Consider the following 14067-nt stretch of genomic DNA (forward strand, 5'->3'; position numbering starts at 1 on the left):
GACCGGCGTCCACCCCGCTCAGACCGGCCGGTTCTGCTGCTCGATGTACTGGCGCAGGACACTGATGGGAGCGCCGCCTACCGACCCGGCGAAGTAGGAGCCCGACCACAGCTTGTTTGCCCGGTAGTAGTGGGCGGCCAGTTCGGGGAACTCCTGGCGCATCCGCCGCGAGGACACCCCTTTCAACGAGTTGACGAGCTTGGACAGGGCGATCTTGGGTGGGAAGTTCACCAGCAGGTGGACGTGATTGTTGTCGCCGTTGAACTCACGCAGTTCGGTCTCGAAGTCGGCGCACACATCCCTCATGATCTCTTCCAGCCGTGTCAGGTGCTCACCGTTGAAGACCCGGTGGCGGAACTTGGTCACGAAAACCAAATGAGCGTGCAGGACGAAAACGCGCTGCGGCTGCGCAACGACGCACATGAGGCCGGCCTGCCGTTCGTCACCGACGCCGACCTGTCCCGGCAGGTCATCACCGAGGCGAAGAAGCACCCCGACCGGGTGTGGCTGGGCGAGGTGTCGGCGGTGGTGCTCCAGCAGGCGCTGGCCGACTGCACGAGGGCGTTCCGCAACTTCTTCGCCTCGTTGTCAGGCAAACGGAAAGGCCCGAAGCTGGGCGCTCCCCGGTTCCGGTCCCGCAAGGACAACCGGCAGGCGATCCGGTTCACCCGCAACGCCCGATTCTCGATCACGCCGGGCGGGAAGCTGCGCCTGCCGAAGATCGGAGACGTGGCGGTGCGCTGGTCGCGGGAGCTGCCCTCCGAGCCATCCAGCGTGAGCGTGATCAAAGATGCGGCGGGCCGGTATTTCGCGTCTATCGTCGTGGAGGTCAGCGCCTCACCCCTGCCGGAAAGCCGGATCGAGAGCGGGATCGACCTGGGTCTTGGACACTTCGCTGTCCTGTCGGACGGGCGGAAGATCGATTCGCCCCGGTTCCTGCGGCGGGCGGAGAAGAAACTCAAGCGGGCGCAGAAGGCCCTGTCCCGCAAGGAGAAAGATTCCAAGAACCGGGCCAAGGCCCGGCTTGTGGTCGCCCGGCAGCACGCCAAGGTCGCCGACACGCGGCGCGAGTTCCACCACCAGCTCTCCACACAGATCATCCGCGAGAACCAAGCGGTGTATGTGGAGGACCTGGCGGTCAAGGGATTGGCGCGCACCCGGCTGGCCAAGAGCGTGCATGATGCGGGCTGGTCGTCGTTCGTGGCCATGCTGGAGTACAAGGCGCGCCTGTACGGCAAGACCTTCGTCAAGGTCAGTCGCTGGTTCCCGAGTAGCAAGCTGTGCTCGGTATGTGGAGCCGTACGGCAGGACATGCCCCTGTCGGTGCGGGAGTGGACCTGCTCCTGCGGTGCGGCCCACGACCGGGACATCAACGCCGCGCTCAATATCCTCGCCGCCGGACGGGCGGAGAGGCAAAACGCCTGTGGAGGGCCGGTAAGGCCGGGCGCGAACCCGGCACGACCCGTCGAAGCAGGAAGCCAAGGAAGTGTCGCCGCGTGAACGACAGCGGCACAGGCCAGAATCGTCGGCTTCAGCCCGGCGAGCGCGTCAAGAGGCCGCCTGAGCGCAGCGGGGTGCGTGGCGCCCGGTGAAAGAAACCGGCACCGGCTGGCCCCGTTTTGCACCGGTCGACTCAGGCGTCTCTTCGCCCGTGCAGGGAAAGTGGCGCCTGATGTCTCCCGCCATGTCCGTTGTCCGTGGATGCGGTCTCCGCGCCACGGGCGCCGGACGCGGCAGGTCCTCGCACGCCTGCACCCGGCTCCTCCGCGACGCCTTGGAGTGCTCGCCGGCGGCCGCGATGGCGGGCCGAACAGGTCACAGGAGCTTGTCCAGGGTGATGGGGAGGTCGCGGATGCGCTTGCCGGTGGCGTTGTGGACGGCGTTCGCCACGGCCGCCGCCGCTCCGACGATGCCGAACTCGCCGATGCCGCGGGCACCGAGGTCGCTCAGCAGGGTGTCAGGATAATTCAGGAACTCCACGTCTATCGGGGGGATGTCGGCGTTGATGGGCACCAGGTAGTCGGCCATCGTGGCGTTGCCGAAGCGGCCCGTCTCCGGCTCGATCCGCAGGTCCTCCAGGAGCGCCTGGCCGATCCCCATGACGATGCCGCCGACGATCTGGCTGCGGGCCGTCCTGGCGTTGACGATCGTGCCCGCGTCCACCACACACAGCCACCGTGTGACCCGCGGCTCCCCGGTCCACCGGTTGACCCGTACCTCGCAGAAGTGCGCGCCGAACGACCTGAACGCGTGGTCCTTCACAGGGTTCCGCGGCGAGGTCGCGGTGGCCTCGACGGCGGGCAGACCCAGGAGCCTCAGCAGCTCACCGAACGGCACCCCGCGCCCGCCGGCCCTGACCTCCCCGGCCGAGAACGTGACCTCCCGGCCGCGGAACGGCGACTTCTCGTGCTCGGTCGCGAGCTTGACCATCGCCTCCTTGGCGGCGCCGGCGGCGAGTTGTACGGCCGGCCCGTTGGTGGAGGTGGAGCCGGAGCCGCCCGCGTTGGCCGCCGGAGGCGTGGCGGAGTCGCCGAGCTCCGGCACGACCCTGCCGACCGGGATGCCGAGGGCGTCGGCGGTGAGGATGGCGAAGACGGTGGACTGTCCTGTGCCGAGATCGGCCGCGGTGCCCGACACCACCGCGCGGCCGTCGTCACGCAGTCGTACGTTGATCGACGCCTGTCCTCGGCCCGCGCCGTAGGTCGCCGTCCCCATGCCGAGGCCGACCAGCCAGTCGCCGTCGGTGACCGCGCCGGGCCTGGAACTGCGCCGCGACCAGCCGAACCGCTCGGCGCCCAGCGTGTAGCACTCCGCCAGGTGCTTGCTCGACCAGGGCAGCCCGTTGGCCGGGTGGATCGGGGTGTCGTTCTTCATGCGCAGGTCGAGCGGGTCGATGCCGAGCTCGGCGGCCAGCTCGTCCATCGCGCTGTCCAGCGCGAAGGAGCCGTTGGACTCCCCGGGCGCGCGCATGATGGTCGTGACCGGAACGTCCAGTGTGACGGCCCTCCTGCTGACGTGCAGATTGGCCGAGCCGTACAGAGCCAGGGAGAGGTTGGCCACCTGCTCGTGGAAGTTGTTCGAGGCCGACTTGCTGGAGACGCCGTCGTTCTTGACGGCGGTGAGCGTGCCGTCCCTGGCGGCGCCGAGCGAGACGGTCTGGGAGGTCAGCGGCCGGTGCCCGACCACGGTGAACACCTGTTCGCGGGTGAGCACGGTCTTGACCGGGCGACCGAGCGCGCGGGCCGCCGCCGCGGTCAGCGGGGTGTGCGCCCACACGTCCCACTTGTTGCCGAAGCCGCCTCCGACGTACGGGTTGATGACGTGGATCCGCGCCGGATCCATGGCGAACGTCTCCGACAGGCGGTCCACGACCAGCCGCACGCCCTGGCTGGCGGTGTAGACGGTGAGCCGGTCGCCGGTCCAGAACGCCACGGTGGCGTGCGGCTCCATCGCGACGTGCGTCTCGGCCGGCGTCGTGTACGTGGCGGTGACGGTGACCTCGCTGGCCGCCAGCGCCTCGTCGATGGAGGAGACACCGGGGGCCAGCACTTCTGTGACGGGCGTGCCGCCGGGCAGCGGCGTGGGTGAGCCGTCGGCGAAGGACGCTCTGGGGTGTTCGGCCCTGTAGCGGGTGGTCACCAGCGCCGCGGCGTCCCTGGCCTGCTCGAACGTCTCCGCGACGACCAGCCCGATGGCCTGGCCGTAGTAGCGGACGCCGGTGTTCCGCAGCGGCGGGTGGACCTCGGCGTTCTCCTCCTTGGCGTACGGCAGGAGCTCGAGCGGGTTGAACGGGGTGTAGATCGCGATCACCCCGGGCGCCTTCTCCGCCAGGGCGGTGTCCATGGCGAGGATGGAGCCGCGCGCGATCGTGCTGGTGAGCAGGTAGCCGTGGGCGAGCCCGTCCGGGTGGTTGTCGGCCGCGTAGACCGCCGCGCCGGTGACCTTGACGGGGCCGTCTTCCCTGTCCACCGATCTCATTGCGGGCCTGCCAGTTCCGTCAGGGCGCGCAGGATCACGCGCTGCACCAGTGTCACTTTGAAGGCGTTGCCGGCCAGCGGGCGCGCGCCCTCCGCGGCGAGCGCGGCCGCTGTTTCGCGGCTCTGACCGGCGCGCAGCGCCGCCTCGACGGCGGGCAGCCGCCAGGGCACGGTCCCCACGCCGCCGACCGCGACCCGGGCGTCGTGTACGACGCCGTCGCGGAGATCGACAGCCACGGCGGCCGAGGCCAGCGCGAACTCGTACGACTGACGGTCGCGCACCTTGGTGTAGACGGAGTGCCTGGCCCACGGCAGCGGCGGCACGATCACCTCGGCGATGAGCTCGCCGGGTCGCAACCGGTTCTCCACGTGCGGGGTGTCGCCGGGCCGCAGGTAGAAGTCCGCCAGCGGGATCGTCCGCTCGCCGTCGGCGCCGAGCAGCCGTAGGGAAGCGTCCAGAGCGACCAGCGCCACCGCGACGTCGCTGGCGTGTGTGGCGACGCAGGAGGTGCTCGTGCCCAGGATGGCGTGGCCTCTGTTGTCGCCGCCCTGCGCCGGGCAGCCGCTGCCGGGCGTGCGCTTGTTGCACGGCGTCGCCACGTCGCGGAAGTAGCCGCAGCGGGTGCGCTGCAGGAGGTTGCCGCCGATGCTGGCCATGTTGCGCAGCTGCGGTGACGCGCTGAGGAGCAGCGCCTGCGAGATGAGCGGGTACCGGGTCGCGACGGCGTCGTGACGGGCGATGTCCTCCATCCGCTCGAGCGCGCCGATGCGCAGGCCGTCCGGCCCGAGCCGGATCCCGTGCAGCGGGAGGCGGTTGATGTCGATGACCTGCTCGGGGGCGAGCACGTCGAGCTTCATCAGGTCGACCAGCGTGGTGCCGCCGGCGAGGAAGGCCGAGGCGTCCCCGGCCAGGCGGAGGGCGTCGTCGATGCCGCGGGGCGCGGCGAAGCCGAACGCGCGCATCAGGACCTCGCCTGCTTCACGGCCTCGACGATGTACGGGTAGGCGCCGCAGCGGCAGACATTGCCCGACATGGCCTCGCGGATCTCCGCGTCGGTCTTCGCATGCCCCTCGCGCAGCACGGCCACCGCCGACATGATCTGCCCCGACGTGCAGAATCCGCACTGGAATCCGTCGCAGTCGATGAACGCCCGCTGCACCGGGTGCAGCCGGTCGCCCTCGGCCAGGCCCTCGATCGTGGTGACCTCCCGGCCGTCCATCGTGGCCACGAGGGTCAGGCACGACAGCACCCGCCTGCCGTCCACGTGCACGGTGCAGGCCCCGCACTGCCCGCGGTCGCAGCCCTTCTTCGTGCCGGTCAGCTCCAGCCGCTCCCGCAGGGTGTCGAGCAGCGTCGTCCGTGGGTCCGCATGGAGCCGCTCGGCCGTTCCGTTCACCGTGAACGCCACCTCGACCAGGCCGTCCGCGGACTGTCCTGACAACTGCCTCTGGGAGAGATCAGCGAGCTCCATACGGCGGAACGTTAAGGTTTCTCCGCCCCACCGGTCAAGAGCAGACATCGGATGATTGCCGGGGACGTCCGCCCGCTGGACAGGCGGATGACAGGAAATGGCGGTTGCCTCCTCCGATGACTAACCCGCGTACGTGCGAGGACCGGCTGAAACACGGCCGCGTGTGTCGACGGCAGGAGCCAGGAAGACGGCGGAGGCGACGAAGGCGAGCACCACCAGCATGGCTGAGCGCAGGCCCCAGTGGTCGCCGAGGAAGCCGAGACCGGGTGGGCCCACGAGGAAGGCGACATAGCCGATCGTGGCCACCAGGCTGACGCGGGCGGTCTGTTCCGGTCCCGATTCCCCCGCAGCGGACAGCGCGACGGGGAAGCCCAGAGAGGCGCCGAGCCCCCAGAACAGAACCGCCGCTCCGGCCAGCACGGCGTTGTCCGAGAAGATCACCAGGATCAGGCCCAGCGCCCCCGAGACGGCGCTGGCGCGCACGACGGCGGTCCGGCCGAAGCGGTCGAGAAAGAACGTGCCGCCGAAACGGCCGATGGTCATGGCGGCGGCGAACCCCGTGTAGACGAGGGATCCGAATGCGGCGTCCAGGCCGTGCCCGTCCACCATGAGCAGCGGCAGCCAGTCATTGGCCGATCCCTCGGCCAGGGCCATCGCCAGGACGATCGCACCGATCAGGAGAAGTTTGCGGTCCTTCCAGACTCTCGGCCTCGGGTGGCCGGCGCCGGTGCCGGCCTGGTCCGGTGCGAGGATTCCGGTGCCCGCGGGGATGGAGCGGATGGCGTACCAGAAGATCGCGGCGGCGATCAGGGTGACCGCCGCCAGATGCACGTGCACCGGGAGGCGGGCGGCCGTGGCGGCGATGCCCGCGCATGCGCCGATGACGGTGCCCAGGCTGAAGCAGCCGTGCAGGGTGGGCAGCGTCGTCGTGTCGGTGATCCGTTCGACGTCGGCGCCGTCGACGTTGACGGCGACCTCACCTGATCCCATGCCCAGGCCGAACGCGCACAGGCCCGCCATGACCAACGGCGCGGACGACACGAGACTGCCGACGCTGATGACGGCCATGCTCACGACGATCAGTACGGTTCCCGCACCCATGACAGGCCTGGTCCCGTAACGCGAGACGAGACGTCCGGAGCACAGAATCCCGATCATGGAGCCGACCGACAGGCCGAACAGCACCAAGCCCATCTGGCCGGTGGACGCCTCCAGCCGGTCGCGGATGTCCGGAGTGCGGGTCACCCACGATGACAGCGCGATTCCTGGGAGGAAGAAGAACAAGAACAGCGACTGCCGGCGCCGACGCGTAGCGAGGTCCATGCAGATGGGTCTCCGGCCTATTAATGGGAACGTGGAAGCGCATACATGATGAAGCGGATCATATAAGGCCAAAACGCCCGAACCGCTCGGGGGCTATCGCGGCACGAAGAAACATCTCGTCAGGCGAGTTCGTAGGTCTACCGGTTTGAACATGACCACGATCTCCAGCATCGTCGCCGATCTGATCAGCTCGGGGCTGCTGCGCGAGAGCGGGCCGAGCGGTCACCGCATCGGCCGGCCCGCCACCATGCTCGCGTCCGACGGGGAGTCGTACGCGACGATCGGTATCGCGGTCGGTTCCGGTCACCTCACCGCGATGGCGGTGGACCTGCTCGGAAGCCGCCTGCTGTCCTGGCACCGATCCTTCGCGCCGTGGTCCGCCCGTCCCGGACCACGGCGTCGACGCCACCCGGGCTGTGTGAGCCGCTCCAGCCGGTCAACCCCACGTCGAAGCTGGTCATCCTGGTCGGAATCGGGCTGGTGATCTCAACCGAGCGGCGAAAGAATGCTCACACAGCGAAGTGGCAAGCCACGAGATGGCCAGAGCGGCGCTCCTCCTGCGCGGGCGACTCGGTCTCGCACCGCTGCCTGTCCGGGGACGACAGGCCCGCGTAGACCGGGCAACGGCCGCGGAACGGACATCCCTGGTGGCGTTCGAAGGGGCTCGGCGGGTCGCCCGGCAGGAGCAGGCGCTCGCGGGCACGCTCGACGGCCGGGTCCGGGATCGGCACGGCCGAGATGAGCGCCCTGGTATAGGGATGCAGGGGATCGCTCAGCACGGTCGCGGTGTCACCGGTCTCGACGGTCCTGCCGAGGTACATCACGCTCACCCGATCCGAGATCTGCCGGACCACGGCCAAGTCGTGTGAGACGAACAGGTAGGCCAGCCCCAGCTCGTCGCGGAGCCGGACGAGCAGGTCCAGGATGCCTGCCTGCACGGTCACGTCCAGCGCGGAGACCGGCTCGTCGAGCACGACCAGCTTGGGCCGGACCGACAGCGCGCGGGCGATGCCGATGCGCTGGCGCTGCCCGCCGGAGAACTCGTGCGGAAACCTGCCGGCGTGCTCGGCCCTCAGCCCGACCTGCTCGAGCAGTTCGGGCACGCTGTCGACGGGGAGCCCCTTGGCACGCAGCGGCTCGGCGATGATGGCGCCCACGGTCATCCGCGGATCGAGGCTCGACATCGGGTCCTGGAAGACGATCTGCGCGTCCCTGCTGACCCCCGGCATCCCGAGGATCTCGAACAGCGTGGTGGTCTTCCCGGACCCCGACTCGCCCACCAGCCCCAGCGTCTCGCCCGGCCTGACGGTCAGATCCACGCCGTCCACGGCGTAGACGGTCCCGATCCTGCGCTTGAACGCCGACCCGCGCATCAGCGGGAACGTCTTTCGCAAGCCGGTCACCTCCACCAGCGGCGCCTCTCGCGCGGGGCTGCGCGGCACGATGGCCGCGTCCAGCCGCGGCACCGCCGCCAGCAGATCCTTGGTGTACGGCTCCCGCGGCCGGGCGAACACCCGCTCCGCCTCCCCCTCCTCCACCACCACGCCCCTGTTCATCACCGCGACCCTGTCGGCGATACCCGCGATCACGCCGAGGTCGTGGCTGACCAGGACCAGGGCCGCGCCCGTCTCGCGCTGCGCCCTGCGGAGCAGATCGAGCACCTGAGCCTGGACCGTGACGTCCAGCGCGGTCGTGGGCTCGTCGGCGAGGATCACGTCAGGGTCGTTGGCGATGGCCATGGCGATCATGGCGCGCTGGCGCATGCCGCCGGAGAACTCGTGCGGGTAGGACTCGGCCCGCCGTTCGGGTTCGGGGATGCCGACCGACCTGAGCAGCTCGACGGCCTTGGCATGGGCTTCCTCCCTGCTCAGGTCCGTGTGGGCACGTAGCGCCTCGGCGATCTGGACGCCGATGCGGTAGACGGGGGTGAAGGCCGACAGCGGATCCTGGAAGACCATGGCGACCCTGGCACCGCGGACCCGCATGAGGGTGCGTACGTCGGCGCCGATCAGTTCGGTGTCGCCGAGCCGTACCGAACCCTTGACCGCGGCCGTGGCGGGCAGCAGTCCCATCGCGGCCAGGGCCGTCACGGACTTGCCCGAACCCGACTCACCCACGATGCCCAGTACCTCGCCGCGGCGCAGGTCCCAGCTCACCGAGTCGACGGCGACGGCGTCGCCGAAGCGGACCGTAAGATCGCGGACGCTGAGGACCACGTCGCCGGAAGGCGCTTCGGAGCGTGGAAGCGCCGTCACCGTACCCCGCTTGGGCCGGGCGGCCTCGCTGGTGGGGTCGAGCGCGTCCCGCAGGCCGTCGCCGACGAGGCTGATCGCCAGCACGAAGACGATGAGGAGACCGGCGGCGAAGTAGAACATCCAGGGGTAGCCGATGGCGGCCCCGGTACCGTCGGCGATCAGCGTGCCCAGGGAGACGTCGGGCGGCTGAACGCCGAACCCGAAGTAGGAGAGCGCAGTCTCGCTCATCACCGCGCCGCCGACCGCGATCGTGGTGTCTATGATCAGGAACGACGCGACATTGGGCAGGATGTGCCGGGTGATGATCTGAAATCTCGGGACGCCCATGAGCTCGGCCGCCCGCACGAAGTCGCGTTCCTTCAGGGAAAGCGTCATCGACCTGACGATCCTGGCGCTGATCATCCACCCGAGGAATCCGAGGAGGAGCGCGAAGACCAGCCAGCCCGCTCCCTTCAGCCGCGGCGACACCATCGAGATGATCAGGAACCCGGGAAAGATCAGGAGCAGGTCGATGCAGAAGCGCAGCGCCCGGTCTGTCCAGCCGCCGAGATACCCGGCCGCCGCGCCGGCCAGCGAGGCGAGCACGGTCGAGAACAGGGCCACGACCAGGCCGATGATGAGCGACTTGCGGAGCCCGTACGTGGTCTGCGAGAAGATGTCCTGGCCGATCCTGTTGGTCCCCCACCAGTGCGCCGCCGAGGGAGCCGAACGGATCGACAGGTAGTCGACCTGGGTGGGCGTCCATGGGCTGATCACCGGACCGAGGAAGCCCAGCAGGAAAAGCAGCACGATGACCAGGGTGCCCACCAGGACACCCTTCGATTTGATGAAGCGTCGAAGCGTGATCATGCGTGACGCACCCGGGGATCGAGGACGGCGAGCAGGACGTCGGCCACGAAGCCCGACAGCAGGATGACGACGGCGGCGAAGAGGTTGACGGCGACCACGGAATTCAGGTCGTTGCGGCCGACGGCGTTCATGAACCAGTCGCCCATGCCGTGCCAGCCGAAGATCCGCTCGGTGAAGGCGGCGCCGGTGAAGATGCCGAGGAACCCGAATGCGAAGAAGGTGGTCATCGGCACCAGCGCGGTCCGCAGGCCGTGCCTGAGCATGGCCGTCCTCGGGTGGATGCCCTTGGCCAGAGCGGTGCGCAGGTAGTCGGAGGCCAGCACGTCGAGCATGGTGGCGCGTTGGTAGCGGCTGTAGGCGGCGATGGTCCCCAGCGCGATCGAGAGCGTGGGCAGCAGCAGGTGCCCGGCCCGGTCACCGAGCTGGACGAGGAACCCGCCCTGCAGGTTGGGTGTCTTCTCGCCGGTGAAGTCGACCAGGTGGCCCACGTTGTCGTTCAGCCAGGTGGTGCCGATCTTCAACAGCGTCGCCAGCAGGAACACCGGCGTCGACAGCAGGATGAACGAGATCACCGTGACGGCCCGGTCGGAGAAGCGATACTGCCTGATCGCCCCCCACGCTCCCGCCAGCACACCGGCCACGGTCCCGACCAGCGTGCCGAAGAGCAGCAGCCGCAGGCTCACCCCGATGCGGCGACCGAACTCGTCGTTGACTGGGGTGTCGTCGATCGTCCTGCCGAGGTCGCCCGTGACGGCCTTCCCCGCCCAGGTGCCGAAACGCTGGAGAAAGGGGACCTTGTCGTTGATCCCGAGTTCGGTGAGCTGCGCATCGACCATCTCCGCGGTCGGCTGCGGGCGCCTGCCCTCGAAATAGGCCCGGGGATTCATGCTCGCCGACGCCAGGGCGTACGAGATGAAGACCGCTACCAGGAGCAACACGACGTAGTACCCGGCTCGTCTGCCGAGGTAGCCCAGCACGAAGATCCTCCCAGTGGCACGTTAGGGGGTGCTTATCCTACAGTTCAGGTAGTTTTTTTAGGAAATAGGAGTTTCCGTTGAGAACAAAGCTGCCCGTCATGGTCGCCGCACTCGCCCTGGCGGTTTCCGCCTGCGCGGGTGGACAGAACCCCGCCACATCGTCCGCGGCCCCCGGCACCACACCGCTCGCGGCCGACGCCTCCGGGGTCAACCCGCAGCCGCCGGACAAGCTGAAGGACGGCGGAGCCCTGCGCATGGCGATCCAGCAGTGGATCACGCAGTACAACAGCAACCAGGTGGACGGTACGCAGGGTGACGCGCAGGCGATCACCTCGCTGGTGGAGCCCACGCTCTTTCTGAACGACGCCAAGGGCGTGCCGCACGCCAACCCCGACTACCTGATCTCAGCCGAGGTGACCTCGACCTCCCCGCAGGTCATCACCTACAAGCTGAACCCGAAGGCCAAGTGGTCCGACGGCGAGCCGCTGTCGTACAAGGACTTCGAGGCGCAGTGGAAGGCCCTCAACGGCAAGGACAAGCGCTACCTGATCGCCAGCTCGGCCGGTTACGAACTGGTCAGCAAGGTGGAGCAGGGGGCCGGCACCGCAGAGGTGAGGGTGACGTTCGCGCAGCCGTTCGCCGACTGGCAGTCGCTGTTCAAGGTGCTCTTCCCCGCGGCCGAATACGACACTCCCGAGAAGTTCAACAAGCACTGGATCGAGAAGGTGCCGATCACCAGCGCCGCATGGAAGATCGGCACCTACGACAAGACGGCGCAGACGATCACCGCGGTGCGCGACTCCAGCTGGTGGGGCACCCCGCCCAAGCTCGACACGATCGTCTTCCGCGCCCTTGACCCGGCCGCCCAACTCGACGCCTACCTCAACAAGGAGATCGATTACACCAGCGCCGTCCGTACTGAGGCCTACGAGCGGGTCAAGAGCGACCCCACCACCGACATCCGCGTCGGCGCCCGCTGGGACGAGGTCATCGTCCTCCTGAACGGCGGCCGCGGCCCGCTGGCCGATCAGAAGGTCCGCAACGCGGTTGAGAAGGCCATCGACCGGCAGGCCATCGCCACGGTCTCGCTGAAGGGCCTGCCCGTCGATCCCAAGCCCGTCGGCAACCACTTCTTCATGCCGAACCAGGAGGGCTACCAGGACACCTCCAGCGAATGGGGCAAGCTCGACGTCGAGGGCGCGAAGAAGCTACTCACGGACGCCGGATGGGCCGATGGCAACCCGCGCACCAAGGACGGCCAGCCGTTCAAGCTGTCGTTCGTCATCTCGGCCGACGCCACCCAGCAGCAGCTCGACCAGGCCACGCTGATCCAGCAGATGCTCGGCCAGGTGGGCATCCAGCTCACGATCGACAAGGTGCCCGGCAACGACTACTTCGAGAAGTACGTCAACCGCGGCAACTTCGACCTTGTCTCCTTCCGCAACGTGGACCAGATCTACCTGTCGGAGGCTTACGCACAGTTCCAGGCCCCCGACGGCGACAACGTCTTCCAGAACTACGGCCGGGTCAGCTCCCCCGAACTGGTGGAGCTGCTGAAGAAGGCCCAGGTCACCACCGACAGGGCCGAAGCCGTCAAGCTGTACAACCAGGCCGACGCACTCGTCTGGTCGCTCGGTCACTCGATCGCGCTCTACCAGCGCCCGCAGATCCTCGCGGTACGTAAGGGCCTGGCCAACTTCGGCGCCGGAGGCCTGTCCTCCGACGACTTCAACAAGGCCGGCTGGATGAAGTAGATCTCACCCGCGCGTCGACAGCCTGTCGGCGACGGCAGCGAGGGGGCGTCGCCCGCCTGTGTCGCCATTGCTCGGCCACCTGCACCCGCTCCAACTCCGGTTCCAAGCTCAGGTGTGCCGACTTCACGGCTCTCCAGACCGAGCCGCCACGGCTGGCGTCATCCACGCCTGGCTTCAGCTTGCCCAGGAGGGCGGCGCCGCCGTGCGGTTTGGCGCCCGTCATGGACATATGGCGGAAAAGTGGTCATACAGCTAGATTGCGATGATCGTCCCCCGCGCAGAGGAGCAGCACCCGTGAACACCCCCCACCGCCGCGTCCGTGTCGCATGTCTCGCCGTCGCCACTCTGGCCGCGCTCGCCGTACCCGGCACCGCGCGGGCGGCCGGCGATCCCACCGCCACCGTGTTCTTCCCGAACCCCGTCCAGAGCACCGGAGACGAGACCCTCACCGACGACAAGGACCGCGACAGCTCCGCCCTGGCCACCGCCTACCGCTCGGTCACCCTCACCGACCTCGACGGCTCCGGGACGCTCACCGGTCGCTACGTCCGAGTCAAGAGCGAGACCGGCAAGGCGGCCCAGGCCGGCAACGGCGCCTTCCCCGCCTGGCACCGCGACAGCGACCAGTTCGAGCAGGTGATGGGCTACTACTGGGTGACCACCGCGCAGCAGTACATCCAGGCGCTCGGCTTCGGCTCGCGGCTGCGTCCGGTCAACCAGCGCCAGATCGAGCTGCGGATCAACCAGTACGGCGGCGACAACTCCTTCTTCCGGGACGACAAGGCCAACATCACCCTCGGCAAGGGCGGCGTGGACGACGGCGAGGACGCCGAGGTGATCGTCCACGAGTACGGGCACTCGGTGCAGGACGGGCAGGTCACCGGATTCGGCACCACCCTGGAGTCGGGCGCGATCGGCGAGGCGTTCGGCGACTACCTCGCCGTCGCGGTGACCAGCTGGAAGGCGGGCCTGCCCACGAAGACCCCGGAAGCCTGCGTCGCGGACTGGGACTCCGTCTCCTACACCGCCGCCGCCCCGCACTGCCTGCGCCGTCTCGACGGCATCAAGCACTACCCCGAGGACCTGGTCGGCGAGGTGCACGCGGACGGCGAGATCTGGTCGGCGGCGCTCTACGAGATCCGTGCCAAGCTGGGCGACAGGCAGGCCGGGACGATCATCATCGACGCGCAGTTCGACTTCGCCAAGGACACCACGTTCCGCGCTGCCGCCGAGGCGACCGTCGCCTCCGCCGAGCGGCATGGCGGGGCGTCCGCCGCGGCGGTCGTACGCGCCGTGTTCTCCTCCCGCGGCATCCTCTGACCCGAGCCGATCCGGCAGTTGCGCGACCTGAGGAGCTATCGGCGCGCCCTGGTCCAAGACCGGGTGCGCGAGGTGCGGCGCGCCGAAAAGCTTCTCGAGGACGCCCAGATCAAGATCGGGACGGTGCTCACCGGTATCCA

11 protein-coding genes and 1 pseudogene are annotated in these 14067 nt (G+C 68.8%); 4 read left to right on the top strand and 8 right to left on the bottom strand.

Annotated features, from left to right (window positions below):
• Positions 1-18: 18 nt before the first annotated feature.
• A complete protein-coding gene (gene tnpA / locus ACQPWU_RS38885) occupies positions 19-423 on the bottom strand; it encodes an IS200/IS605 family transposase (RefSeq protein ID WP_433430601.1) in 405 nt (134 codons plus the stop codon).
• On the opposite strand from tnpA, the gene ACQPWU_RS38890 reads away from it, so the two are divergent.
• The gene (locus tag ACQPWU_RS38890; RefSeq protein ID WP_433430602.1) at positions 376-1500 is read left to right on the top strand and encodes an RNA-guided endonuclease InsQ/TnpB family protein; all 1125 of its coding nucleotides are present in this window, start codon (positions 376-378) and stop codon (positions 1498-1500) included. The genes tnpA and ACQPWU_RS38890 overlap by 48 nt on opposite strands.
• Positions 1501-1815: 315 nt before the next feature.
• Here ACQPWU_RS38890 and ACQPWU_RS38895 read toward each other — a convergent pair whose 3' ends face one another.
• From ACQPWU_RS38895 to ACQPWU_RS38910, 4 genes are all read right to left on the bottom strand, one after another.
• Complete coding sequence (locus ACQPWU_RS38895; protein WP_433430605.1) at positions 1816-3969, bottom strand: xanthine dehydrogenase family protein molybdopterin-binding subunit; 2154 nt, start codon at positions 3967-3969, stop codon at positions 1816-1818.
• A gap of 5 nt (positions 3970-3974) precedes the next feature.
• Positions 3975-4940, bottom strand: a complete 966-nt coding sequence (locus ACQPWU_RS38900) for an FAD binding domain-containing protein (RefSeq protein ID WP_433430607.1) — start codon at positions 4938-4940, stop codon at positions 3975-3977.
• A complete protein-coding gene (locus tag ACQPWU_RS38905; protein WP_433430608.1) occupies positions 4940-5449 on the bottom strand; it encodes a (2Fe-2S)-binding protein in 510 nt (169 codons plus the stop codon). The genes ACQPWU_RS38900 and ACQPWU_RS38905 overlap by 1 nt, the downstream gene beginning before the upstream one ends.
• 120 nt (positions 5450-5569) lie before the next feature.
• A complete protein-coding gene (locus ACQPWU_RS38910) occupies positions 5570-6772 on the bottom strand; it encodes an MFS transporter (RefSeq protein WP_433430611.1) in 1203 nt (400 codons plus the stop codon).
• A 151-nt stretch (positions 6773-6923) separates the two neighbouring features.
• Here ACQPWU_RS38910 and ACQPWU_RS38915 point away from each other — a divergent pair, with 151 nt between their 5' ends.
• Positions 6924-7256 carry a hypothetical protein gene (locus ACQPWU_RS38915; RefSeq protein WP_433430614.1) on the top strand — a complete coding sequence of 111 codons (333 nt, stop codon included), beginning with the start codon at positions 6924-6926 and terminating at the stop codon, positions 7254-7256.
• A 25-nt stretch (positions 7257-7281) separates the two neighbouring features.
• On the opposite strand, the gene ACQPWU_RS38920 is transcribed toward ACQPWU_RS38915, so the two are convergent.
• The 3 genes and pseudogenes from ACQPWU_RS38920 to ACQPWU_RS38930 form a co-directional block, all read right to left on the bottom strand.
• Positions 7282-9027 (bottom strand): ABC transporter ATP-binding protein, encoded by a 1746-nt coding sequence (locus tag ACQPWU_RS38920; RefSeq protein WP_433445396.1) that lies wholly within the window; start codon positions 9025-9027, stop codon positions 7282-7284.
• A gap of 45 nt (positions 9028-9072) precedes the next feature.
• A pseudogene (locus ACQPWU_RS38925) lies at positions 9073-9876 on the bottom strand (ABC transporter permease); the annotation flags it as partial.
• Positions 9873-10853 (bottom strand): ABC transporter permease, encoded by a 981-nt coding sequence (locus ACQPWU_RS38930; RefSeq protein ID WP_433430616.1) that lies wholly within the window; start codon positions 10851-10853, stop codon positions 9873-9875. The gene ACQPWU_RS38930 and the pseudogene ACQPWU_RS38925, both read right to left, overlap by 4 nt.
• Before the next feature lie 77 nt (positions 10854-10930).
• On the opposite strand from ACQPWU_RS38930, the gene ACQPWU_RS38935 reads away from it, so the two are divergent.
• Both ACQPWU_RS38935 and ACQPWU_RS38940 read left to right on the top strand, forming a co-directional pair.
• Positions 10931-12607, top strand: a complete 1677-nt coding sequence (locus ACQPWU_RS38935; RefSeq protein WP_433430618.1) for an ABC transporter family substrate-binding protein — start codon at positions 10931-10933, stop codon at positions 12605-12607.
• A gap of 294 nt (positions 12608-12901) precedes the next feature.
• Positions 12902-13927: a M36 family metallopeptidase gene (locus ACQPWU_RS38940; RefSeq protein WP_433430620.1), complete on the top strand. Its 1026-nt coding sequence runs from the start codon at positions 12902-12904 to the stop codon at positions 13925-13927.
• Positions 13928-14067: the final 140 nt, after the last annotated feature.

Origin of the sequence: Nonomuraea sp. CA-141351, assembly GCF_050944675.1 — a bacterium.
Taxonomy (GTDB): Bacteria; Actinomycetota; Actinomycetes; order Streptosporangiales; family Streptosporangiaceae; genus Nonomuraea.